General features: G+C 59.5%; 14 protein-coding genes. 5 read left to right on the forward strand and 9 right to left on the reverse strand.

Going from position 1 to position 25,733, the window contains the following annotated elements:
- Window positions 1-309: 309 nt before the first annotated feature.
- On the forward strand, window positions 310-4,893 hold the full coding sequence (locus tag OH720_RS24475; protein ID WP_272603229.1) for a deaminase domain-containing protein: 4,584 nt from the start codon (window positions 310-312) through the stop codon (window positions 4,891-4,893).
- Between the two features lie 12 nt (window positions 4,894-4,905).
- Here OH720_RS24475 and OH720_RS24480 read toward each other — a convergent pair whose 3' ends face one another.
- The 5 genes from OH720_RS24480 to OH720_RS24500 all read right to left on the reverse strand — a co-directional run bounded on the left by OH720_RS24480 (window position 4,906) and on the right by OH720_RS24500 (window position 9,342).
- Complete coding sequence (locus tag OH720_RS24480; RefSeq protein ID WP_272606514.1) at window positions 4,906-6,723, reverse strand: ABC transporter ATP-binding protein; 1,818 nt, start codon at window positions 6,721-6,723, stop codon at window positions 4,906-4,908.
- On the reverse strand, window positions 6,716-7,318 hold the full coding sequence (locus OH720_RS24485; protein ID WP_272606515.1) for a DsbA family protein: 603 nt from the start codon (window positions 7,316-7,318) through the stop codon (window positions 6,716-6,718). The genes OH720_RS24480 and OH720_RS24485 overlap by 8 nt, the downstream gene beginning before the upstream one ends.
- A 36-nt stretch (window positions 7,319-7,354) precedes the next feature.
- On the reverse strand, window positions 7,355-8,296 hold the full coding sequence (gene trhO / locus OH720_RS24490) for an oxygen-dependent tRNA uridine(34) hydroxylase TrhO (RefSeq protein WP_272603230.1): 942 nt from the start codon (window positions 8,294-8,296) through the stop codon (window positions 7,355-7,357).
- A 211-nt stretch (window positions 8,297-8,507) separates the two neighbouring features.
- Window positions 8,508-8,807, reverse strand: coding sequence for a BolA family protein (locus OH720_RS24495; RefSeq protein ID WP_272603231.1), 300 nt, complete (start codon window positions 8,805-8,807; stop codon window positions 8,508-8,510).
- A gap of 13 nt (window positions 8,808-8,820) precedes the next feature.
- Window positions 8,821-9,342: a DUF2059 domain-containing protein gene (locus OH720_RS24500; RefSeq protein WP_272603232.1), complete on the reverse strand. Its 522-nt coding sequence runs from the start codon at window positions 9,340-9,342 to the stop codon at window positions 8,821-8,823.
- A gap of 192 nt (window positions 9,343-9,534) precedes the next feature.
- On the opposite strand from OH720_RS24500, the gene OH720_RS24505 reads away from it, so the two are divergent.
- On the forward strand, window positions 9,535-10,929 hold the full coding sequence (locus tag OH720_RS24505; protein ID WP_272603233.1) for a class II fumarate hydratase: 1,395 nt from the start codon (window positions 9,535-9,537) through the stop codon (window positions 10,927-10,929).
- Window positions 10,930-11,039: 110 nt separating this feature from the next.
- Here the strand turns inward: OH720_RS24505 and OH720_RS24510 are convergent, their stop codons facing one another.
- The 3 genes from OH720_RS24510 to pap form a co-directional block, all read right to left on the reverse strand.
- Window positions 11,040-11,999 carry a DMT family transporter gene (locus OH720_RS24510; protein WP_272603234.1) on the reverse strand — a complete coding sequence of 320 codons (960 nt, stop codon included), beginning with the start codon at window positions 11,997-11,999 and terminating at the stop codon, window positions 11,040-11,042.
- A gap of 144 nt (window positions 12,000-12,143) precedes the next feature.
- Window positions 12,144-13,328, reverse strand: a complete 1,185-nt coding sequence (locus OH720_RS24515) for a thiolase family protein (RefSeq protein WP_272603235.1) — start codon at window positions 13,326-13,328, stop codon at window positions 12,144-12,146.
- Window positions 13,329-13,433: 105 nt separating this feature from the next.
- Window positions 13,434-14,939 (reverse strand): polyphosphate:AMP phosphotransferase, encoded by a 1,506-nt coding sequence (pap, locus tag OH720_RS24520; RefSeq protein ID WP_008060861.1) that lies wholly within the window; start codon window positions 14,937-14,939, stop codon window positions 13,434-13,436.
- 160 nt (window positions 14,940-15,099) lie between these two features.
- Between pap and mnmC the strand changes: the two genes are divergently transcribed.
- Window positions 15,100-17,082, forward strand: coding sequence for a bifunctional tRNA (5-methylaminomethyl-2-thiouridine)(34)-methyltransferase MnmD/FAD-dependent 5-carboxymethylaminomethyl-2-thiouridine(34) oxidoreductase MnmC (gene mnmC, locus OH720_RS24525; protein WP_272603236.1), 1,983 nt, complete (start codon window positions 15,100-15,102; stop codon window positions 17,080-17,082).
- Between the two features lie 5 nt (window positions 17,083-17,087).
- On the opposite strand, the gene OH720_RS24530 is transcribed toward mnmC, so the two are convergent.
- Window positions 17,088-21,914 carry an NEL-type E3 ubiquitin ligase domain-containing protein gene (locus OH720_RS24530; protein WP_272603237.1) on the reverse strand — a complete coding sequence of 1,609 codons (4,827 nt, stop codon included), beginning with the start codon at window positions 21,912-21,914 and terminating at the stop codon, window positions 17,088-17,090.
- Between the two features lie 296 nt (window positions 21,915-22,210).
- Between OH720_RS24530 and OH720_RS24535 the strand changes: the two genes are divergently transcribed.
- Together OH720_RS24535 and ngg are read left to right on the forward strand one after the other, a co-directional pair.
- Complete coding sequence (locus OH720_RS24535; protein WP_272603238.1) at window positions 22,211-23,983, forward strand: N-acetylglutaminylglutamine amidotransferase; 1,773 nt, start codon at window positions 22,211-22,213, stop codon at window positions 23,981-23,983.
- Between the two features lie 3 nt (window positions 23,984-23,986).
- Window positions 23,987-25,732 carry an N-acetylglutaminylglutamine synthetase gene (gene ngg, locus OH720_RS24540; protein WP_272603239.1) on the forward strand — a complete coding sequence of 582 codons (1,746 nt, stop codon included), beginning with the start codon at window positions 23,987-23,989 and terminating at the stop codon, window positions 25,730-25,732.
- Window position 25,733 lies beyond the last annotated feature (1 nt).

Raw genomic sequence — 25,733 nt, forward strand, 5'->3', positions numbered from 1 at the left:
TAGGGTGCCTTCCGCATCCCGGCAAGCGAGAAGCGCTTTCTATGGACAAGGGCCTGCCAATAACTGCTTTGCGTGAGGTGCGAGTACGACGCGCGAATCAGTTTCCTCAAAAAAACGCCATCACCTAACTATGTACCGCTCTCCTGCTCTTGTTTTCGCTTGAAATCGGACCTCGACGCCATCGCGCTTGAGCGATGCGCAGCTCAACCGACAATCAAGAGAGTCCCGTATATGCGATGGAACGCTTCAAACCCGCCGTCACCCTCCGACGCTCAGTTACACGCAGGCCAGTTGGAGGATTACGAGCTTATGCTTGCGACCCTGCGCGAAACGCCGGTCAATATCGCATGGCCCGCTTTGCCGCTAAAACCTTTTTCACCGCTTACCCAGGTGAGCGCAGATGGATTGAAAGCGTTATGGCAAATGTTGCGCGATCGAGATTTCATCAATATGTGCACAAAGCTTGAATTAAAGCACGGCGATCTTTCCGTCGCGTTCAAGCAGGGCAAATATGTCTACCAGGCTTGGAAGAACACAGGGCATAAAGTCACGCTGGAATTGACCGAACACGCCAAGTGGCAGCCACTGAAACTGCGGATTGAACAGGCAGCGGCATTACTGGGCGGAGTGTTGAAATCCAACCGCACCATTGGCTTCGACAAGATGTGTGTCTTTTACGGTTTTGCGTTGACGTCGAGAGATCCGCAAAAAGTTGAGGCCACGATAAAAGCCGTTGAGGACAGGATCGCCAGCCATCGTTTGAGACTGGAGAATGATTTTGACATCCTCGATCTGGCGCCCCCGACAGGAGAAAAGGACCTGGAGGAGGTACGGGATATCCAACAAGACAGTCCTGACATTCCGCCCGATACGCTGTCACTCCATAGTGTCCAGGCCCGCGCCAAAGTAATCGATGCGGTTAATCAATTTCTGCCAGAAAACATTACTTCAGCGTTTACCCACCTTGCCAAAGACGTTCTTTCTACCGCAACGATTGAACAGTTACGCGCAACGCCGAGCGTTTATCTCGAAAAAATCCTGCAGAGCGCGCAAGCCCAAAAGTTGGGAAATACCTTACTGACGACAATGGATTGGTACGGCGGCAAAACCGGTGAAGAGACTTCGCCTTACATCCGGACCAGACTAATAGCCAGCGCGCTGCAACATTGGCTTAGCGCACAGACCCAGGCCCCCACCGACTTTATCGCCGGTTATGACTGGCAGAGTCGCTCGAATTGGGGGAAGAGCTATCAGGCTATCCGTGAAGCTTTTGAAGCCCATTTACTCACATCAAAACTGGCTGCATCGGACAAAGAGGCCGTGGTCATTGTGCGGTTGTTTTGGTGCCGATTCCCCTTTGAGTTTCGTGTTCGGGACATACCGGCAGATCTTGCTTACCGGAGCACGGTTGTCTGGGTCAACTTTCTCAACGGAGTCAATTTCATCAAATCCGTCTCACCCCAATTGTTGGACAGGTTGAGCTTCCAACAGTTGGTCAACTTGCCCATGCACCGGGCCGAAGTTGCAACAACGGAAGAATTGAACCTCCTCAGTCTCACCAGGTTGCTTCCAACCCTGGATTGGGCCATCACCCATGGTTTTATCCCGCAAAAACACCTCGCAGAGTACACGCAAGCCGACATCGAACGTGCCTGCTCCGAACTGGAAAAACACGCGAACGAGGTCAATCAAGCGGCTATCCAGATCAATCAGGAGCCACCCAAACGGCTGGCCATCGCCAAGGCTGAAATACAAACGCTGTTCGCAAGCGAAGCGTTCAATACCGACGGACGCAAACTGGCCAGGTATGACGAGTTGGCTTCGATCGGCTTTCGCGACGCTCCACCACTCAGGGGTAAGGGATACAAGTATTACTCGTTCGCCGATGTATTGGCGTCCGGCAAGTTCGACGATCAGAAAAGATGGTTTGTGACTGAGGCCGATGGCGTGACCTTGAGCAACCAATGGATCAGGATGGACCAGGATCGGCATGTAGAAACCGATGCGCCTTGGCCGGTGCCCGGTAACATCTGGGAAGGCCGCCTTCGGCCAGTCCTCTCACCGAATGCCAAAATCCCCAATGTCCCTGCGCTGTTTGACAACGCCTTCAAGCGGCATCTGGTATCGATCACAGCTGCCTATCAAACATTGATCAGAACGCTATTAACCTCACTTCCCTATGCCGACCGCCTGGCGCTGGAGGTGGGCGAAGTCAAGATTTACAGCCTGCGCAAAGAAACCAGTAAAGTCGCCGCCAAAGACGAAACGCCCGACATAACGTTGCCGCTCAGAACACGTAACGGCGTGATCCTGAAAGCGACCCAAGTACAAGAACCCATCGGGGATGAAGCCGCGGTATCCGTCAGCACTTTTTACGAGCTTCTCCCTAAAGCCGGCGTGATACGTCGCATTGAAAATTTTGATGCGACGTTGTTGATTCCCCGGATCGGGGCGATGGCAACCACTTCCAATGGAGCCTATGTCGATGTCATCCGCGACAGGCATTTACCCTTCGACTGGGACGCGCATTCGAACGGCACCCCGCCCAAGGCAACGGTTTTCTGCGAGGCAATCATCGATCAGTTGCCACCGGCTTTCAGCGCCAGTACCGAGGTCACGGAGCAGCATCAACGTGCCCCATTGTCCCTGTCGTCCAGCCGTTCAATGGCGATCAGCCAACACATAGCCACCGAACTCCTGTTCGTTGACCCGCAAGCGTTGCGCACCTTTGCCAAAGGGCAGACCCGGTTTGAACTCGAAGAAGCAAAACGCAAAGAGGTATTTGAGATCGCAAAGTTGTTTGTGCCGTTCTGGGGCCCTGTCGAAGATCTGATTTCAGACGATAAAAACCGCATCGCCTTAGGAATAGTAGGCCTGTTTTTTGATGTGATTTCGTTTGCGATCCCGATTGGAAAATTCGCCTCGGGCTCGATAAGACTGATTGGCAACGCAGGTCGGTTGGCCACACGCACCACGCTTCCTTCATTCGCAACGCTGACAAAAACGCTGCTGGTATCGACGTTGCGAGCGTTGAACCCGCTTGAAATTATCCCCGCGCTGCTCAAAGGGTTGGGAAAAGCGGTGCGTTACATTTACAAAGCCGTCACGTTCAGGTTCAACGAGCTCATGGGGAAAATCCGCTACTACGACTACGTGCGCAGCTTGCCGCAGTTGAGCGATGCCGGACGTTGGATACCTGCAACGCGGGTAGATCACTTAGCCAGCATCAAAGGTCTGCACGATGTGCCAATACGCAATATCGGCACCTCTGGCAAGCTCGACTTGCGCCTGGTCGACCCATTGTCCTCCAAGCCCTATGGCCCGTCGCTAACCACCCGCTCCAGTGACTTCTCGCCTGGGCAATCGCACTACAGCACCCTGGAAAGCCGCCACCAGCACTCGTTTGTGGAGCTATCCAAGACTCGCCACGTACGCGAAGTGCTTGAAGTGGACGGCCGAACCACACTGTTCATTGATGACGTACCGTACCGGCTGAAGAGCGACACACTACGTCGCGCTGACTTGATTGACGAGAGTGATTCGCTGAAGCCAATACCCTGCCGACCGGCGCGCGCCCCAGGGACGGACGTATGCAAGACTCGTTATGTGAAGCGAGACCTGGCCCCGACACCAGCAGTCGGCACGTTCGATGAAACCAAGGGATGGGCCCCCTGGTTTGGGGACAGCATTTACACACCAGGCACTGCCGGCGCTCCCATGACAAGGGCTTCATTGGCCACTCACACAACGCTCGACGCGACGATGGAGCTGCGCAAAGGCATTTACGGACGAGTGAAAGTCAATGTGACGGAAAAGGGCGTAACCGATACCTTCCACTGCGGAGCCATCATCGCGGACTCGATCGACGGTTCGAAACAGTACGTTTTCACACGCATTGATGCCGGGGATTTTTACGTCACCGAACTGACGAAAGGGCAAAGCCTGCGTGAGGCACTGGTCTTCAAGCAAGCGTCCACCTTGCCCACCGGACTGAGGCGCGAGTTGATGGTGGTGTACACCGGTTCCTTGAATGCCAACAACATGGCGAGGATTTATGGTGTAGGTCGGGTTCAACGTGCTCTTGACGCAATGGAAGACATCGCCATACCGATCGGCGGCCATAGCAATCCGCCCGAGACGCTCAGATTGATCAAGGTCGATACCAGCCCAGGCGAGGCTGTGCTATTCGATCACTCGACCAGGATGATCGTCAGGCACTCCAACGATGGCGCAACGACCTGGTCGCTGTCCAGGGCTGCACCGAACAGTGTTCGCGAAACGACCGCAGAAATCCTCAACAATTTGTTTGGCAAGGCTGTCGTAACTGTGGAGTCATCCGCTCAGGGCCGGCCCATGGCTTTAAAAATCGACAACGCGATGCAGGAACTGGAAACCCTTATTAGCGAGGCAAAGAGAAGGCATTCAGACACCCTCAGAAACGTCGCGTTTGCCGAGATCAAGACGAAGACTGGATTGCGGGAAGTGTATGTCAGCGTTTCCGGTAGCGGGAACAACACGAGTTTCCTGCCTTTGTTTTCTGCCAACAGAAGAACGAACGAGGTGAGGGTCGGCCGTACGAGTTACTTCAATGTTGATCACGGTGCCAATGTTGACCGTACATCACTCAGTGTCTCGCACTCCGGCCAGATTCGGGCTGTCCCCCACACGATCGCCAATATCGAAACTTATACGCCTCAGTTCACTCTGCGACCCACTTCGCTGGACAGCGAGAGCAAGCTCATCAGGGTCATACGTGGCAAATACCCGGATCCAAACGAGCTTGATTCGATCACAATCGCGACCACCATGGCGCCATGCGATTCATGCGCCGTCGTCATGAAGCAATTTGGCTATGAGGGTGGCCCTGAGGCGCTGAACGTGACATGGGGGTAACAGCACACCCCATCAATGCTGCTGCAAATGCCCATACAACTTGGCGTACAGACCACCATCGGCAATCAGCTGCTGGTGGTCGCCATCCTCGGCGATCTGCCCACCGTCAAACACCAGCACCCGATCGGCCTGTTTCACCGCGGACAAGCGGTGGGCAATGATCAGGGTGGTGCGATGGCTGAGGAACCGCGCCAGGGCCTGGTGCAGGTTGTATTCGGTGGCGGCATCCAGCGCCGAGGTGGCCTCGTCGAGAATCACCACCTTGGGATCGGCCAGCACCATCCGCGCAATGGCCAGGCGTTGGCGCTGGCCGCCGGACAAGCGCACGCCGGAACGCCCAACGATGCTGTCCAAGCCATTGGGCAACTCGTGCACGGTGTTGTGCAATTGCGCGATTTCCAGCGCATTCCAGCACGCCTCGTCGCTGCGCTCACGCCCCATGGTCAGGTTCGCGCGAATGGTGTCATTGAACAGCGCCGGGTGTTGCAGGACCACCGCGACATTTTCCCGCACGGTTTCCAGGCCGATTTCCTGCTGGGTCGAACCACCGAAGCGGATGGTCCCGGCCAGCGGCGTATACAAGCCCAGCAGCAACTGCACCAGGGTGCTCTTGCCGCCACCGCTGGCACCGACGATCGCGACCTTTTCGCCGGGCGCAATCGACAGGTCCATCTGGTTCAATACCAGCTCGTCGCCGTAGCCGAAACTCAATCCCTGGACTTCGATGCCAACGGTTTCACGACCTTTGAACGGGTCGACACCGCCCGGGTGTTGCGGCTCATCGGCCCGGGCAAGCAGCTCGTTGATCCGCGATAGTGCGCCGCCGGCAGCGTAATACGCGTACTGCAGGTTCAGCAGTTGTTCGACCGGGCCGATCATGAACCACAGGTAGCTGAACACCGCGAGCATCTGGCCGATGGACAGGTCGGAAAACAGCACGGTGAGCATGGCGGCGGCACGGAAAATATCGATGCCGAACTGGAACAGCAAACCGCTGGCCCGGTTCGAGGCATCGGTTTTCCATTGCGAGTTCACCGCGTAATCACGAACGTCCCGGGCGCGTTGCCCCAAACGGCCGAGGAAAAAGCCCTGGCGGTTACCGGCCCGCACTTCCTGGATCGCGTCCAGGGTTTCGGTCAACGCCTGGGTGAAGCGCGAGGTGCTGTCGTTCTCGAGTTTCTTCAGGTGCTTGACCCGCTTGCCCAACTGCACCGTGGCGTAGATCACCAGCGGATTGAACAACAGGATCAGCAGCGCCAGTTGCCAGTGCATCCACACCAGGATGCCCGCGGTGCCCACCAGCGTCAGCATGGCCACCAGGAAACGACTGAGGGTTTCGCCGACGAATTTGTCCAGGGTGTCGAGATCGGTCACCAGGTGCGTGGTCACCGTGCCGCTGCCCAGGCTTTCGTATTCCCCCAGCGAAATACGCTTGAGGCGTTCGATCAGGCGGATGCGAATGCGGTAGACGATGTCCTTGGCCAAGGCGGCGAACAGGCGCGCCTGCACCACGTTGAACAGCAATGCCGCGCAACGCAGGGCCAGGGTCACCACCAGCATCAGGCCGATGTAGCCCGCGGCTTTCTGCCAGGCCTGCGGCAGTGCGAGGTTCATGATTTTCAGCGCGGCGTCGCCGTGCCCCAGCAACACTTCGTCTACCAGCAACGGCAGGAGCAAGGGAATCGGTACGCTGCACAGGGTCGCCAACACGGCCACGCCGTTGGCGATCCACAGGGATTTCTTGTGATGAAGGGCCAGGCGACGGATTTCTGCCCAGCTCAACCGGTCGACACGTTTAACGGTTGGGGTGTCGTTGGCCGGATCATGCACAGGCAGCACGCTCCAGCCAGCGGCCGAGCAAGGGGGACAGGACACTGAGGGGCTGATAGCCATTGGTCAGCAACGCCAACTGGCCATTGCGTTCAGCCAGCAACGTCGGGAAACCGGCAATGCCCAGGTCCTGGACCCAGGTGAAATCGGCGGCCGTCGCGGCGTGCGTATCGGCACGGTCGAAAGCGGCGGCGAACTCGATGCGCGGCAGCCCGGCCTGTTCCGCCAACTCCACCAGAACGCTGGCGCGGGTGACATCGCGACCTTCGGCGTAAAACGCGTGCTGGATCAACCCCAGCAGCTTCCACGCGCAATCCGGTGCCAGGCCCCGTGCAGTCACCAGCGCCCGGCAGGCCGGTTCGGTGTCATACACGAAGCCGTCGGGCAACGCGCCCTCGAGCTTGAAGGGTTGCCCCGTGGCCTCGGTGACCGCCTGCCAGTGCTCGAGTATGTAGCGACGAGTGCTCGGCTCCAGCGCCGAGCCACTGCCGGTACGCAAACCACCTACTACCAGGTGCACGTCCACGCCTGCGGCTTGCGCCTGCTCGACCAACGCGTTGGCCACCGGGGCAAAGCCCCAGCACCAGGAACACATCGGGTCCATCACATAGAGCAGGCGTGCAGACATGGTTCAGGCCTCGGTGGATGCTTGCTTGTAGTTGTAGCCGATCGGGTGCGGCAGGTTGCGAGCCTTGGCCAGTTCGATCTGCTTTTGCCGGTCGATGGCGCTGCGACGGGTTTTCTCGCTCAGCGTATCCCAGCAATGCGGGCAACTGATCCCGGCCACATAATGCTCGCTGGCCCGGTCGTCGACGCTGACCGGTGTGCGGCAGGCATGACATTGATCGTAGTCGCCTTCGCTCAGGTCGTGGCGAACCGTCACGCGGTTGTCGAACACAAAGCAGTCGCCCTGCCACTTGGTTTCTTCCTGAGGCACCTCTTCGAGGTATTTCAGGATGCCACCCTTGAGGTGATAGACCTCATCGAAGCCTTCGCTGAGCATGTAGCTCGAGGCCTTTTCACAACGAATGCCGCCGGTGCAGAACATCGCCACCTTCTTGTGCACGGACGGGTCGAAGTTGGCTTTGATGTAGTCGGGAAATTCGCGAAAACTGGTGGTTTTCGGGTCGATAGCGCCTTCAAAGGTGCCGATCGAGACTTCGTAGTCGTTGCGGGTATCGATCAACAGGACCTCAGGGTCGCTGATCAGCGCGTTCCAGTCCTGCGGGTCGACGTAGGTGCCGACCTTCCTGTTCGGGTCCACGCCTTCGACGCCCAGGGTCACGATCTCTTTCTTGAGCTTGACCTTGGTGCGGTAGAACGGCTGCTCGTCGCAGTACGACTCTTTATGGTCGATGTCGTCCATGCGCGGGTCGTTCTTGAGCCAGGCCATCAGCCCGTCAATGCCTTCGCGGCTGCCGGACACGGTGCCGTTGATGCCTTCTTCGGCGATCAGCAGCGTGCCTTTGATGCCGTTGTCGACCATGGCCTTGAGCAGGGGCTCGCGCAGGGCGACGTAATCTTGCAGGGTGACGAACTTATACAGTGCCGCCACGACAATCTGTTGTGTCATGGGTAAATCTCCAGGTGGCTACCCTCGTAAGGGGTGAACCGGATGCGAAAAAAAAACGCGCCGGGTGAGCGGCGCGTTTCATAGTCTAACAAAAATAACGCATCCCTTGTAGGAGCGAGGCTTGCCCGCGAAGAACGATTACGCGTTACATCAGATACATCGCGGTGTCTGGTTCGCGGGCAAGCCTCGCTCCTACAGAGGGAGGGGTGTATCAGTGCTTGCTGCCACCGGCACAAGTCGGCGAGGCCGGGGCCGCGTCGATTTGTGCCCATTCCTCAGGCGTGTAGGTGTGCAGCGCCAAGGCATGGAACTCGCCCATCAGCTCGCCAAGCGTGCCGTAGACCTTCTGGTGGCGCTTGACCCGGTTCAGGCCTTCGAACTGTGCACTGACCACCACGGCCTTGTAGTGGGTTTGCAACCCACGGCTGTGCATGTGGCTTTCGTCCAGCACCTGCAAATGCTCGGGCTGAAGCAAACCCAGCGTCGATTCAATGCGTTGTTGCATGGTCATGCCCAACTCCGGCTCAAGGCTTTTTCTTGGCTGGAGCGGCGGCTTTAGGCTCCAGTTCGGCGGTCATGTCAGCCAGCAGCTTGTTGACCACAGGCACCGCGCTTTCCAGCTTGGCCTGGGTCATCTGGGCCGATTGCTGGGTCAGCTGCGGCATTTTTTCCAGGACTTTCTTGCCCAGTGGCGACTGGTAGAACGCGACCAGGTCCTTGAGCTCAGACTCGGTGAAGTTGGTGGTGTAGAGCTTGACCATGTCCGGCTTCAGCTTGTTCCAGCCAATGGCCTGGTCCAGGGCGGCGTTGGCCTTGGCCTGGTAGGTTTCGAGTACGGCTTTTTTCGACTCGGGGGCTTTGGTTTGCTGGAAGCGCTGGGCGAACATCTGCTGTACTTGCATGTACACCGGAGTACCCAGTTTGTCAGCATGCGCCAGGGTCAGGAAAGCCTCGGCACTGGCGTTGTGGCTGGCGGTATCGGCAAAAACAGGGCCGCTGGCGCAGACCAGTGCAACCGCGGTACAGATGGCACGAAGACGAGTCATCGAGTTTCCTTTTCTAGCAGGCGAGGTAAAACCCCAAGGACGACCATTCTGCGCCTAAAAAACTCTGTCGCTCAACCCCAAGCCTTGTCGCGCCTGATTTAGAGGGGTTGAATGGGCAGAATCCAGACTGATGGAACCACGGCCGCCGATCACGGCCTAAACTGCGCAATCAGACCTACAGGAGTGTGCACGATGAGCCGAATCGAAACCGACAGCCTGGGCCAGGTGGAAGTCCCGGATGAGGCCTATTGGGGGGCTCAGACACAACGCTCGCTGGTCAACTTTGCCATCGGCGACGAACGCATGCCGCTGGCGGTACTGCACGCCCTGACGCTGATCAAGAAAGCGGCGGCGCGGGTCAACGACCGTAACGGCGATTTGCCCGCCGACATCGCCAGGCTGATTGAGCAGGCGGCCGATGAAGTGCTCGACGGCGAGCATGACGATCAGTTTCCGCTGGTGGTCTGGCAGACCGGCAGCGGCACCCAGAGCAACATGAACGTCAACGAAGTGATCGCCGGACGTGCCAACGAACTGGCCGGCAACCCGCGTGGCGGCAAGTCCCCGGTGCACCCCAACGATCACGTCAACCGCTCCCAGAGCTCCAACGACTGTTTCCCCACGGCCATGCACATCGCCGCCGCACAGGCAGTGCAACAGCACTTGCTGCCGGCGATCAGCGAACTCTCTGGTGGCCTGGCCGAGCTGTCGGCCCGCCACATGAAACTGGTCAAGACCGGCCGCACCCACATGATGGACGCCACGCCGATCACCTTTGGCCAGGAGATCTCGGCGTTCATCGCCCAGCTCGATTACGCCGAACGGGCGATCCGCAGCGCGCTGCCGGCGGTCTGTGAACTGGCCCAGGGCGGTACGGCGGTCGGCACCGGGCTGAACTCGCCCCACGGCTTCGGTGAAGCCATTGCCGCGGAACTGGCCGCCCTGTCCGGCTTGCCGTTCATCACCGCACCGAACAAGTTTGCGGCGCTGGCCGGACACGAGCCGCTGACCACGTTGTCTGGCGCGCTGAAAACCCTCGCCGTGACCCTGATGAAAATTGCCAATGACCTGCGCTTGCTCGGCTCCGGCCCGCGCGCCGGCTTCGCCGAAGTCAAACTGCCGGCCAACGAGCCGGGCAGTTCGATCATGCCGGGCAAGGTCAACCCGACCCAGTGCGAAGCGCTGTCGATGCTGGCCTGCCAGGTCCTGGGCAACGACGTGACCATCGGCTTCGCGGCGAGCCAGGGTCACCTGCAGCTGAATGTGTTCAAGCCGGTGATCATCCACAACCTGCTGCAATCGATCCGCCTGCTGGCCGATGGCTGCAGCAACTTCCAGGAGCATTGCATCGCTGGCCTGGAGCCGGACGCCGGGCAAATGGCTGAGCATCTGGAACGCGGCTTGATGTTGGTGACGGCCTTGAACCCGCATATTGGTTATGACAAATCGGCGGAGATCGCCAAGAAGGCTTACAGCGAAGGGCTGACGTTGCGTGCGGCGGCGTTGCAGCTGGGGTATCTGACGGATGAGCAGTTTGATGCCTGGGTGAGGCCGGAGAATATGCTGGAGGCTGGGGCCAAGGGCTGAGACTTGTAGGCACCTGACAGTCAGTCTTCGCGAGCAGGCTCGCTCCCACAATGAACGGTGCACTCGGTCAATGTGGGAGCGGGCTTGCCCGCGAAGAACGATAACGCGGTCTAACTGGCCGCTATCCGCACCTTGCGCGCCTTGAGCCCGGCAATCAATGACGGCCCCAACGCCACCAACGCCGACCCCAGCACCACCAGCACCGCCCCGCCATAACCCAAACCATTGATGGTCTCGGCATGCACATACTCCGGCCACCACCAGGCAGCCAGTGCAACAGCGCCAAAAGTCACCAAGGGCGTAATGGCCAGCGTCGCACTGACCCGCGAAGCCTCCCAATGCGCCAGCGCCTCGGCAAATGCGCCATAGGCAATCAGGGTGTTCATGCAGCACGCCAGCAACAGCCAGCCTTGCAACGGGTTCAGTTGCAGGGCTTCAAGCGGATGCACCCAAGGTGTCAGCAACAGCCCGCAAAACAGGTAGATCACCATCATCACCTGCAGCGAATTCCACACCGTCAGCAACTGCTTCTGCCCCAGCGCATAAAAGGTCCAGACCGTGGACGCCAGCAACACCAGCAACACACCGGCGGTGTAGTCGCTCAACGAGGTCAACAGTTCACTCAGGCGCTGGTTGAAAAACAGCGCGAAGCCGATCAGCAATACCAGCAAGCCAATCCCCTGCCCCAGGCTGAAACGCTCCTTGAACACGAAGACACTGGCGATCAGCAGCATGATCGGGCCCATCTGCACCACCAGTTGTGCGGTACCGGGGCTGAGCAGGTTCAACCCCATCAGGTACAGCACGTAGTTGCCCACCAGGCCGAGCACCGCCATCAGCACCAGCCAGCCACCCCGTGGCCCGAGCACCTTGCGGCTCGGCAGGCGCCGGGTCGCCGCCAGGTAGATGAACAGGCAGCCACCGGACACCATCAGGCGAAACCAGGTCACCGTGACCGGGTCCATCACCAGCAGTACCTGCTTGAGTTTGATCGGCAGGATTCCCCACAACAGCGCGGTCAGCAAGGCCAGCAACAGCCCATAAACCCAGCGACCCGATGAAACGTGCATGCGAACCCCAATCCGGAAAACAAGTCGCGTCATTCTAGGCGCTAAGCCGGGTGGCACACAGGGACAGTTAACGCCTGGCCGCGAATGAAACTGTGCGGGTCGCAACATGGTTCTGGACAGAGGGGTTCCTGCACAAGCGTCGGATCAGCGCACAGCCTCGAACAACCCGGTAGCCCCCATCCCGCCGCCCACGCACATGGTGACGATGCCGTAACGCAGATTGCGCCGCTGCAACTCGCGAACGATGTGCCCGACCTGACGCGAACCGGTCATGCCGAACGGGTGGCCGATGGAGATCGAGCCGCCGTTGACGTTGTACCTGTCGTTGTCGATCTCCAGCCGGTTACGCGCGTACAGGCACTGCGACGCGAAGGCTTCGTTCAGTTCCCACAAATCGATGTCGCCCAGGTGCAAGCCCTTGGCCTTGAGCAACTTGGGCACCGAGAACACCGGGCCGATGCCCATCTCGTCCGGTTCGCAGCCCGCCACGGTAAAACCGCGGAAGAACGCCTTGGGTTTCAAGCCCAGCGCCAGGGCTTTTTCCAGGCTCATCACCAGGGTCATGGAGGCGCCGTCGGACAACTGCGACGAGTTACCGGCGGTGACCGAGCCATCTTCGAGGAACACCGGTTTCAACCCGGCCAGGCTTTGCAGGGTGGTATCCGGGCGGTTGCAGTCATCGTGATCCACGACGCCTTCGAGAATCTGCACCTGGCCGCTGACCTTGTCTTCCACCCGGTACTTCACCGCCATCGGCACGATTTCATCGTCGAACAACCCCGCCGCTTGTGCCTTGGCAGTACGCTGCTGGCTTTGCAGGGCGTACAGGTCCTGTTCTTCGCGGCTGACGTCGTAACGTCGAGCGACGATTTCGGCGGTCTGGCCCATCGGGAAGTAGATCCCCGGTACCTGCTCCTTGAGCAGCGGGTTGATCAGGTGATCGGTGTTGATGCTTTTCATCGTCAGGCTGATGGATTCGACACCACCGGCAACGATGATGTCGCTGCAACCGGATGCGATCTGGTTGGCGGCAATGGCGATCGCCTGCAAGCCCGACGAGCAGAAGCGGTTGAGGGTCATGCCGGCCACGCCAATGCCCAGGCGCGACAATACCGCGACGTTGCGCCCGATGTTATAGCCCTGGGAACCTTCGTTGGAGCCGGCACCGACGATGCAGTCCTCGACGCTGGCCGGGTCGATCCCGGTGCGCGCCAGCAAGGCGTCGACACAATGCGCCGCCATGTCGTCGGGACGGGTCATGTTGAACTTGCCGCGAAAGGATTTGGCCAGGCCGGTCCGCACGCTGTCGACGATCACCACTTCACGCATGGCATACCTCATTGTTGTTGTCGGTTGAGAGTGGACCGAGCATAAGCCCACCCAATAACCGACCGCGACAATCATTCACCCCGCGTATGCGTAACCATCGCCTGGCTACTTGCCCTTGCGCTTGTCCGACTTTTCGAACGCCTCTTCCAGTGCGCGGTTGATGGTGCGCAGCACCTTGACCCGGGCCCAGCGCTTGTCATTGGCCTCCACCAGGGTCCAGGGCGAGATCTCCGTGCTGGTGCGGTCAACCATGTCGCCGACGGCGGTGCGATAGTCATCCCACTTGTCGCGGTTGCGCCAATCGTCTTCGGTGATCTTGAAGCGCTTGAACGGAATCTCTTCGCGCTCCTGGAAGCGCTCCAGTTGCGTCTGTTTGTCGATGGCCAGCCAGAACTTGACCACGATCACCCCGGCATCGGTGAGCTGTTCCTCAAAATCGTTGATTTCACCGTAGGCACGCAGCCAGTCCGCCGGGGTGCAGAAGCCTTCGACGCGCTCAACCAACACCCGGCCATACCAGGAACGGTCGAACACGGTGAATTTGCCCCGCGCGGGAACATGCCGCCAAAAACGCCACAGATATGGCTGCGCCCGTTCATCCTCGGTGGGCGCGGCAATCGGCACGATGTTGTACTGGCGCGGGTCCAGTGCCGCGGCTACTCGACGAATCGCCCCGCCCTTGCCCGCCGCGTCATTGCCCTCGAACACTGCCATCAACGCGTGGCGGCGCATGCGTTTGTCGCGCATCAACCCGGAAAATCTCGCCTGCTCGGTAATCAGCTGCTCTTCATAATCGCCCTTGGCCAGATTCAGGGTCAGGTCGAGGCTGTCCAGCAGGTTCAATTGATCGACGCTTGGGAACACCGGTGCGGCGTTGACTTTTTCCGGGTGGATTTTCGGCCGTTTCAGGGCGCCCTGCAGGCCTTCGAGCAAAATCTTCCCCACCACCAGGCTGCGATAATGCGCATCCTTTCCGGCGATCACATGCCACGGCGCATAGTCACGGCTGGTACGGCGCAAGACGCGTTCACCGTACTTCACAAAGCGGTCGTAGGTTTCGGACTGCTGCCAGTCCAGCGGGCTGATGCGCCAGCTGTGCAACGGGTCATCAGCCAGCGCCTTGAGGCGTGCCTTCATTTGTTTCTTGGAGAGGTGAAACCAGAACTTGAAGATCAGGGCGCCTTCGTCACACAGCATTTTTTCCAGGCGTTCGGCGCCGTTGATGCTTTGATCGAACCTTGGGTCCTTGATAACGCCGTGCACCCGGGCCTGCAGCATCTGGCTGTACCAGTTGCCGAAGAAGATGCCCATGCGGCCCTGGGCCGGAAGCATTCGCCAATAGCGCCAGGCCGGTGGTCGCGCCAGCTCTTCGTCGGTTTGCTGATCGAAGGTGCGGACCTCGATCAGGCGCGGGTCCATCCATTCATTGAGCAACTTGACCGTCTCGCCCTTGCCGGCGCCTTCGATGCCGTTGATCAGGATGATCACCGGGAAGCGGCTCTGCTGGCGCAATTCGAATTGCGCTTCAAGCAAGGCTTCACGCAGGGCCGGTACCTCGGCGTCGTAGGTTTCTTTGTCGATGGCGTGATCGATTTCAGCGGATTCGAACATGGGCGGCTCCCTGGCAGATGTGAGCAAGACTAGTGGATTGACCGCTCCCGCGGGGCAGAAATCCCATTTTCATCGCGTTGGCCGATGCAGGCCTTGCCATGGATCATGCCCCCTTGCCGCGATCGGATAGAATGGCGACCTTGCCGTTGCCGAGCCTGCCATGAAACCTGTAATGCCCCACGCCCAGATCGACTGGGACGACCAAGGGCTCCCGCGCTCGCGGGTGTTCGATGATGTGTATTTTTCCGACCTGTCGGGGCTGGACGAAACCCGCTATGTGTTCCTGGAACAGAACGCTTTGCGTGAGCGTTTCGCCGCGCTGCCGGCGGGTGGGCAATTGGTGATTGGCGAAACCGGGTTCGGTACCGGGTTGAATTTCCTGTGCGCCTGGCAGTTGTTCGAGCAGCACGCTGTGGCCGGTGCGCGACTGCATTTTGTCAGTGTCGAAAAATACCCGCTGAGTCTGCCCGACCTGCAGCGAGCGCTGGCGTTGTGGCCGGAACTCAAACCGTTCGCCGATCAACTGCTGGCGCAATACAGGGCGATCCACCAGGGCTTCCAGCGCCTGGTCCTGGATAGCGGCCGCGTCACGCTCACCTTGCTGATCGGCGATGCACTGGAGCAACTGCCGCAACTGGACGCGCAGATCGACGCCTGGTTTCTCGACGGTTTCGCACCGGCGAAAAACCCCGACATGTGGACCGCCGAACTGTTTGCCGAACTGGCTCGCCTGGCAGCGCCCGGCTCGACCATCAGCACTTTCACCAGCACCGGTTGGGTGCGCCGTCTGCTCAATGCCGCTGGCTTCAAGATGAAACGCACACCCGGCATCGGCCACAAATGGGAAATCCTGCGCGGCACCTTCCTCGGCTGGCCAGCAGAAACCCCGAAGCCCGCAGTGGCGAAGCCCTGGTTTGCCCGCCCGACCCCGCTCAGCGGTGAACGTCGCGCGCTGGTGATCGGTGCCGGGCTGGCCGGTTGTGCGACGGCCGCCAGCCTGGCTGCACGCGGTTGGCAGGTGAGTCTGCTGGAGCGTCATGCTGCGCTGGCGCAGGAGGCCTCGGGCAATCCACAAGGCGTGCTGTACCTCAAGCTGTCCGCCCACGGCACAGCGTTGTCGCAATTGATTGTCAGTGGGTTCGGTTACACCCGACGCTTGCTGGAGCATTTGCAACGAGGCGTTGACTGGGACGATTGCGGGGTCTTGCAACTGGCTTTCAATGCCAAGGAAGTCGAGCGCCAGGCGCAGTTGGCGACGGCGTTTCCCAGTGACTTGCTGCACACACTCGACCGGGCACACGCCGAGGCTCGCGCCGGTATCGCACTGCCTGCGGGAGGCCTGTTTTACCCTGAAGGCGGTTGGGTACATCCGCCTGCGTTGTGCCAATGGCAGGCCGGGCAGTCGAACATCGAACTGCTAACCCATCACGATGTGCTGGAGTTGCGCCGTGTGGACGGCGGTTGGCAAGCATGGGATGGCGACCGCTTGCTGGCCGAAGCACCTGCGGTGGTGCTGGCCGGCGCTGCCGAGATCAAGCGATTCACTTTCAGCAGCGAGTTGCCGCTCAAGCGCATCCGCGGACAAATCACCCGCTTGGCGCAAACAGCTTCAAGCCGGGCGCTGAGTACCGTGGTGTGCGCCGAAGGCTATGTCGCGCCGGCACGCCTGGGCGAACATACCCTGGGGGCGAGTTTCGATTTCAACAGCGACGACCTTACGCCGACCACGGCCGAGAATCTGGGCAACTTGCAGATGCTCGAAGAAATCTCGCAGGACCTGGTCGCCCGGCTCGGCGCGCACACCCTGCAAGCCGATGAACTTGAAGGCCGCGCCGCGTTTCGCTGTACCAGCCCGGATTACTTGCCGATTGTCGGGCCATTGGCCGACAGCCAGGCATTCGTCGACGTCTACAGTGCACTGAGCAAGGATGCCCGGCAAATCCCGGACATCCCCTGCCCCTGGCTGGATGGCTTGTACGTCAACAGCGGCCACGGTTCCCGAGGATTGATCACAGCGCCGTTGTCAGGCGAATTGATCGCCGCGTGGCTGGATGACGAACCGCTGCCGCTGCCCAGGGCTGTGGCGGAGGCCTGTCATCCTAACCGCTTCACTTTGCGTCGGTTGATACGCGGTAAGGCCTGAGGCGATCAATCCAACGTAAAACAGGTCCTTGCCGCGTCGGCGTCCATGGCGGCCTGGGTCAGGCCCTTCAACAAATCGTGTTCAGCCGTCTTCATATCAGCGTCGATGCGGTCGAGCGTGGGGCCATAGTCCTCGCCAAGCTTTGCTTCGTTTTCAGAAGCCGTCTGCTCCCGCACTTGAAAGGGCGCGATCATTTCGGAGAATTTCTCGCCATGATGCGCTCGCAAAAAATCGCTCCAGAACGAGCGTTCAATGAGGGAGGTCAAGAGTTCAGGTGAAAGTTCTGCGGTAATGACTTTGTTGTAGGCCGCATCCAGGTCATTTGCGTTTACACCACTCACCAATTCAAATCGCATGTGCCGGGGTTGACCGATCAGTTCGAGCCTGTCGGCCAGACCGGTGCGATAAGCCAGCTCCACCTCCACATCATCGAGCGCTGGATTGGCCTCGACCCGTTCCCTGGCAATTTTGGCAAGATAATCCTGTCGGAACAGGCGGCGCCCAAGTCTCAACAGCCGAGCGGCCTTATCATGGGCATTAGCGGACAGTCGAACCTCCTTTTCGATCTCAACGGCGACCTCAATATTACTGAAGAGCGACGCCGCGTCATCAGCGCAACGGGCTGTCGCCGCCATCTTCAGCAATAGACGGCACAACGCCTCATCGCTCCGGGTCGCCTCCATGACACTCCAGACCCGCCATGTCATGTTTTCATGCACAAAGCGGCTATCGGCCGAACTTCCAAGTTGTGCCAGCAATTCAAAGAATGCTTTCGATTCGGGGTTTTCCTTTAGCGCCAGCCATACACCATTACGACGGGCATAGGTCGCTTCAGCCGGTTTGGGCATCCACAGGTCTCGAGCCCTTTGATCATGGACCACCACAGTTTCATTTTGCCACAGCCCCATCCCGATGCCCGTATTGCTATGGAAGGTCCCCAGCCTCGCTCGGCTACGTGCGGATACGGGGTTACCACTCAGGTTGATCGACAGAGCGTTTCGCTGACGGAGGTTGAACAGCCACTCCGGCAACTCCACTATGTTGTTTCCTCTCAGGTCCACGAAGTCCAGATCCAGAACGTGTTGAAGCCCGACAGGCAGTTCCGTCGCGTGAGTATCACGCAGTAACAGTTCTTTCAGATTGATCATCTTGCTGACGTCAACCGTAGCGCCCAGGTTGTTGTCGCTCAGCCCCAACGAGCGCAATTTGTGCATGTCCGCCAGTTTGCGCAAGGTGTACTCGGTCAGTTGTATCTGATTTCCCTGCAGGCTCAAATGCTCAAGATCGGCCATGTGCGACAAGGCTTCAGGCAATCGCTTGAGGTTATTGTGGTCCAGGTTCAGCGTGACAAGCCCTTTGAACGGCGCAAGGAAATACGCCAGCTCATCGCCAGCCTTCATCTCAGTGATGGAAAGGCTGCGCACATGGGCAACATCCTGCTCGGTCAGCGTCGGTAATGGGCCTACAGGGTTGCGCTCCAGCCTGAGCATTGTAGAAGTACGAGTGGACCGTGCTATCCGGCGCCAGCATTTTTCGATGGTATTGGCCACTTGACGACGGCTGACACGGATATCGTTTTCATTCCCCGGCAGCTTCTCTACTGCTTCAGCTATTGCCACTTTATCGTCACGCCAGGTGTGCAGCACACCGCGCAGTTTTTTCAGTTGCTGCTCCAGTTCCTTGATTCGATTCACCCGCTGCATCTGGGTGCTGCCGGCGCTGTCGAGAAACGCCGAAGCCTGGTCATCCGTGAACAGCGGATAAAGTTTTTTGACTTTACGAATCAAGCCCCTTGCATACGAGTTCGCAGCGGGGGAGTCCGCCTGGACACAGGCAAAAAGGTGTTTGGGTGTATCACTGCGCTCCCCTCGCAACACCCGCCCGGTACGCACCGGATCGCCAGCGGCGGCCCTCGACAGCCGTGACCGTAACGTCGGTACATCCAGCGGATCTTCGCCCGTGAGACTCATGCGGGTGCGCTGGGTCGTTGGCATTGCGTCAAGTATCGACCCAAGCAGCGTGTCGCTGGTCAGCGTGGAAGAGACATTGCCAGTGGTTTGAGTGACCTGGTAACCGGTGGGCGTCTTGACAATGATCCCGAGCGACTGCGCATCCATTTCGCCCACGCTGTCCAGCAAGGTGCCGGTCGCTGAACCCTGTCGCACTTCAAGTCGGCAGCTGTCATCCCAGCCTTGCACCCTGTCCATCAGCCCGAGCGACAGTTTGTCGGTGTCGGCATTGGCCAATCTCGGGAGGTGCAACCCGGTGAGCGCACGGTCCTGCCTGATCTGCGCCTGTGCTTCGCTGACCTGTACGGCGAGATCCATGCCGAGGATCTTGCGGTCACGCAAAAAGCTGCGATCGCTGGCAGAGGCGTTATCCAGCAATTCCTCGCATACCCTCGTGGGAAGGTCAGTGGTGTGTTCGCGCAACAGCGCCAAGTCACCGGTGGCGGTGCCGTCCCAGGCCTTATAGAGCCACTCGAACAGCGGCTGGCGATCATTCTTGAGGCTTGTCGCGATCTTCTTTGCCAACAGCTGCGATTTCGATTCAGTGGTTGTTTTGCCGATGATGCCCTCCACTTCAGTCGGGTAAAGACCATTGATGACCGTATCGAGCAGTTTTCCCGAGTCCAGTTCCGATTGAAGGACGTGCACGCTGTTGACGTCATCATCATGCGGCGCCGTCTCGGGGAAGCGGGACACGACCAGGTCTTCCCCGTCGCGCACTTCAATGAAGCGCTCCGCCGGCCAGCCGGGCAGCCTCGGCAGCGTATGCAGCTGCTCCTGGATGAAGTCCTTGTTTGTGCTCTCTCCCCCTTCCATTGCCGCGACCATCGTGGTGATGCGCCGGTCGATCCTGAAGCGCTCGACACAATCATTCAGCCGCTGCGGTAACTTGAGGTTGCTTTCATGAAGCTGGTGCAACTTGTCAGGCGTCATGTCGGTAATGTCGGCAATCGCTTCCAGGTCATCGCCCAGATCACCCAGGCGCGGATCCGTACGCTCCAATGCATAGGCACCGTCGCGCCACTCGTGCGCATGCTCATAGACATGCCGCCAGCCCCCTTCGACATTTCGCTCGACGGCAGGCGCAAAGGCGTCAGTACGCACGGGATGATTGAGGGTCCATGGCGATCCCTCTGCGCTTTGGGTGACTCGATAGGGAGCACCCTCGATGACGATCGACGTCTGCCCGGCATGCCGGTAAAGCCCTTGCGCATCAGGTTGCGCGTCAATTGGCAGAGCCGTGGTCTGTTTATAGGCGTCGAGGTTGGGCTTCCACAATTTAGCCGTACCATCTGCGTGAGTGACGGCCTCGAACTTGTCGAAGAATGCCTCCTGCTCCTTCGCGCCCCTGCCGATAGCTTTGGCGATTATTTTTCCGCCGACGGCAAACGCTGCCAGCTGCGCGACGTTTTCCACCACACTCAACAAATGCGTCAACGCCTCGGCCCGCTCGCCGTGCGTCCAGTCCACCGCGCCTTCATACACCTCACTGACGATGTCGACGACCGCCGCAGCCAGCATGAACTGGCCGATCACCGGGACGAAAAAAGCGGCTACGTTCAACAACACAAGACCACCATCGATCAATGCCTGAAGGTTTTTTTCCCGCTGCTGCTCATCGACGTCTTCAGTCGGCACGGCAAGTATTCGTGCGTCTTTTTGAGTCGTGCTGACCAACGTACTGAAGAAAAAATCGCCAAGGCAGGTGTCGGCAGGAACAGCAGCGAGCGTGCCCAAGGTTTTGCCCTTGTCAAACCCGGTAAAAAACCCGGTCTTATCATGGCCATGCAGGTACTGCCCGGCGAAAGACTTTCTGTAGCTTTTGCTTTGCAAATGGAGGGTCAGGTAGACCTTGAAGTCATCCAGAGAGGCGTATTCATACAGTGGTCGTCGAGGTTCGTTCGGCATGTAGACCACACACCGGGCCTTCGGCTCGGTATCGATGGAGACTTTGGTAAATACCAGTGCCCCACAGATGCAAGTGTCGTGAATCATCAAGCCCTGCCAATGCACCGGCCCGCCATCGAACAATGCGCCCCTGGTTTGAGCTGCCGGGAGATCCTGATCGATCACACTCAGCAGCATCGTATAGACCGCGGGAGTGATGTCCTTTTTCAGGGAGGCCATGTGCAAGGCAACCCGCATGTCCAGCACCTTCAGGCGCCGGATGTCCGCAACTCTAGCCCGATCATCGACAGGTGCATCTTTTGCGGGTTTGGCCGGCAATGCCAGGGCCTGGTCGATATGGCGCTGATAGCGAGCCCCCAGGTCGAGTTCACGACACAGTGCAGCGAATTTTACAGGGGTGATTTCAGCGTCTGATTGGGCTTGTTCATTGATGCGAATTACCGACTCTGCTGGAAAACCGCCGCTCCCCGCTTCCCCGGAAGTAAAGTTTTCCATGGCCGCCTGGAGCAGGCTGCGTGATGTCGTGGTTTTTTGATCCGGGTAACCGAGGACCGGAAGCGCGCCTGTGGACGTGTACAGAGTTTTCGTGATGTCCAGCATGTCCCGCTCGACATCGAAATCGACGGTCCATTTACCCTTGAGGAATTCGGTCAGTTGCTCTTTACAGAACTCGTCCAAGGGCTTGAGTTTCTTGAGCGCCTCCGTGACCTTGCCTTGAGTATCAAAAGACTGCTCGAACGCAGCCTTCAGAGCCTGCACCACGGTAAGATCCGCAGTCGCCAACCAGGGTGCAATGGACGCTTGCAGCACTTGCGCCTTGTCCAGGTCGCCTGTGTGTTCCAACAACGCTTCGAGGCGTTGTGCCGAGGTCAGCGGCTCCGCTGCGGTGGCGGTTTTGGAAGTCGTAGCCAGCATGAGCAATATCCTTATTGCGTGAAGAGACGCTCAGTCTAGGAAGCCCGGCAGGCAATTGATAATTCGAATACCGGGTCGGATCGCAACCCATCCCAGCAGCTACTTCTATGCATCCCAGCAATAGTTACCGCCACGGCCAACGGTGGTTCTGCCACGCCAGCCATTCGCCCTGCAATTCCTGCTTATAACTTATCGTTCTAAAACTCCCACAACCGAGGCGGGTCAGTTTTTGAGTACCTGCCCTTTTGGCACGGTATCGATTGACCCTCCCCAACGGAAAAACCGGTAAGGAATTTATGTGCGGATTAGCTGGCGAGTTACGTTTTGACAATCAACCTGCAGACCTTGCAGCCATCGAGCGAATTACCCACCACCTGGCACCTCGAGGCCCTGATGCCTGGGGTTTTCATAGCCAGGGGCCGATTGCCCTGGGCCATCGCCGCCTGAAAATCATGGACCTGTCGGACGGCTCGGCGCAGCCGATGATCGACCAGCAACTGGGCCTGTCCCTGGCCTTCAACGGCGCGATCTACAACTTCCCGGAACTGCGCAGCGAACTCGAAAGCCTTGGTTATGCCTTCTATTCCGGCGGCGACACCGAAGTGCTGCTCAAGGGCTACCACGCCTGGGGCGAAGCCCTGTTGCCCAAGCTCAACGGCATGTTTGCCTTCGCCATCTGGGAGCGCGACGCCAAGCGCCTGTTCATCGCCCGTGACCGTCTCGGTGTGAAGCCGCTGTACATGTCGCGCACCGGCCAGCGCCTGCGCTTTGCCTCGGCGTTGCCAGCATTGCTCAAGGGCGGCGACATCAACCCGATCCTCGATCCGGTGGCCCTCAATCACTATCTGAATTTCCATGCCGTGGTCCCGGCGCCACGCACCCTGCTGGCCGGCATCGAAAAGCTGCCGCCCGCCACCTGGATGCGCATCGAAGCAGACGGCAGCACCGAGCAGAAAACCTGGTGGACCCTGCCCTACGGCCCACACGAGGATGAGAAGAATCTGACCCTCGAAGACTGGCGCGACCGCGTACTCGACAGCACCCGCGAGGCGGTGGCAATTCGTCAGCGGGCGGCGGTGGACGTCGGCGTGCTGCTGTCGGGTGGTGTCGATTCGAGCATGCTCGTCGGCCTGTTGCGTGAGGTCGGCGTGGAAAACCTGTCGACCTTCTCCATCGGTTTCCAGGATGCCGGTGGCGAGCGCGGTGACGAATTTCAATATTCGGACCTGATCGCCCGGCATTACGGCACCCACCACCACCAATTGCGCATCGACGAAAAAGAGATCATCGAGCAACTGCCCGCCGCCTTCCGCGCAATGAGCGAGCCAATGGTCAGTCATGACTGCATCGCTTTCTATCTGTTGTCCCGCGAAGTGGCCAAGCATTGCAAAGTGGTGCAAAGCGGCCAGGGCGCGGACGAGCTCTTCGCCGGTTATCACTGGTATCCGCAGGTCGATGGCGCAGCCGATCCCTACGCGGCCTATCGTGAAGCGTTTTTCGACCGCAGCTACGAGGATTACGCCGCCACCGTACAGCCGAAATGGCTGACCGCGAATGATGCCGCCGGCGACTTCGTGAAGGAACATTTCGCACAGCCCGGCGCCGATGCGGCGGTGGACAAGGCCCTGCGCCTGGACAGCACGGTGATGCTGGTGGATGACCCGGTCAAGCGCGTCGACAACATGACCATGGCCTGGGGCCTGGAGGCGCGCACGCCGTTTCTCGACTATCGCCTGGTGGAATTGTCTGCCCGGGTGCCGGGTAAATTCAAACTGCCCGATGGCGGCAAGCAAGTGCTCAAGGAAGCGGCGCGCCTGGTCATTCCGAGCGAAGTCATCGACCGCAAGAAAGGCTACTTCCCGGTGCCGGGCCTCAAGCATTTGCAGGGCGACACGCTGAACTGGGTACGCGAATTGCTGCTCGACCCTAGCCAGGATCGCGGCCTGTTCAACCCGGCGATGCTCGACCGCTTGCTGACCGACCCACAAGGCCAGTTGACCCCGTTGCGCGGCTCCAAGCTGTGGCAATTGGCGGCGCTGAACCTGTGGCTCAGTGAACAAGGAATCTGACCGATGAAACCTCAAGCCACGGCGTACAGCCAACGCCTGTTGCGGGGTCAGGCGCCCTCTTACGAACGCTTGCAGGCGCGTCTGGCCGAAGACGGCAGCGAACTCGGTACCGCGCCGATTGCCGTGCATTGCGGCTGGGGACGGCTGTTAATCGGCCATACGTTCCCCGACCCGGAGAGCCTTGCCCAGGAGCTGCTCAATGAGCAACCGGGCGAGCGCGACATCGCCCTGTATGTCGCCGCACCCCAGCAAGTGCTGGGGCTGGAGCCGGCCCAGCTGTTTCTCGACCCCTCTGACACCCTGCGGTTGTGGTTCAGCGATTACCGACAGGCAACCCGTGTATTTCGCGGTTTTCGCATTCGTCGTGCGCAAGGCGATGCCGACTGGCAGGCGATCAATCAGTTGTATCAGGCGCGCGGCATGTTGCCGATCGACGCCAGTTTGCTCACTCCGCGTCATCTGGGCGGCCCGGTGTACTGGCTCGCCGAGGATGAGGACAGCGGCGCGATCATCGGCAGCGTCATGGGCCTCAATCATCACAAGGCCTTCAACGATCCGGAACACGGCAGCAGCCTGTGGTGCCTGGCGGTCGATCCGCACTGTTCGCGGCCCGGCGTCGGTGAAGTGCTGGTGCGGCATTTGATCGAACACTTCATGAGCCGTGGGCTGAGTTACCTGGACTTGTCCGTGCTGCACGACAATCGCCAGGCGAAGAACCTTTACGCCAAGCTCGGTTTTCGCAATCTCTCGACCTTCGCCATCAAGCGCAAGAACTGCATCAACCAGTCGTTGTTTCTCGGCCCCGGTCCTGAAGCCGAGTTCAACCCCTACGCGCGGATCATCGTCGAGGAAGCCCATCGCCGCGGCATCGATGTGCAGGTCGATGATGCCGAGGCCGGCATGTTCACCCTCAGCCACGGCGGACGGCGGGTACGTTGCCGCGAGTCGCTGACGGACCTGACCAGCGCCATCAGCATGAGCCTGTGCCAGGACAAAAGCCTGACCCATAAAGTGCTCGCGGCCGCCGGCCTGAACCTGCCCGCGCAGCAACTGGCGGGTAACGCCGATGACAACCTGGCGTTTCTCGACGAACACCAACGGGTGGTGGTCAAGCCGCTGGACGGTGAACAGGGGCAAGGGGTGGCCGTGGATCTACAGACCATTGAAGAGGTTCAGAACGCCATCGAAGCCGCCCGCCAGTTCGACAGTCGCGTGTTGCTGGAAAGCTTCCACGAAGGTCTCGACCTGCGGATTTTGGTGATCGGCTTTGAAGTGGTCGCCGCGGCGATTCGTCGGCCAGCCGAGGTGGTGGGCGATGGCCAGCACTCCATCGGTGCGCTGATCGAAGCCCAGAGTCGACGGCGCCAGGCGGCTACAGGCGGCGAAAGCAAGATCCCGCAGGATCCTGAGACCGAGCGCACCGTGCAAGTAGCGGGCTACGACTACGCCAGCATTCTGCCGGCGGGCGAGCACCTGTTCGTGCGGCGTACGGCGAATCTGCATACCGGTGGGATTCTCGAAGACGTCACCGCGATCCTCCATCCCACGCTGGTGGACGCCGCGGTGCGCGCGGCGCGGGCGCTGGATATTCCCGTGGTCGGCCTCGACCTGATGGTGTCTGCCGCCGATCAACCGCAATACGTGTTTATCGAAGCCAACGAGCGCGCCGGACTGGCCAACCATGAGCCGCAGCCGACAGCCGAGCGGTTTGTGGATCTGTTGTTTCCGCACAGTCAGCCGGCCGTTTAAC

This window comes from Pseudomonas sp. WJP1, assembly GCF_028471945.1.
Classification (GTDB): domain Bacteria; phylum Pseudomonadota; class Gammaproteobacteria; order Pseudomonadales; family Pseudomonadaceae; genus Aquipseudomonas.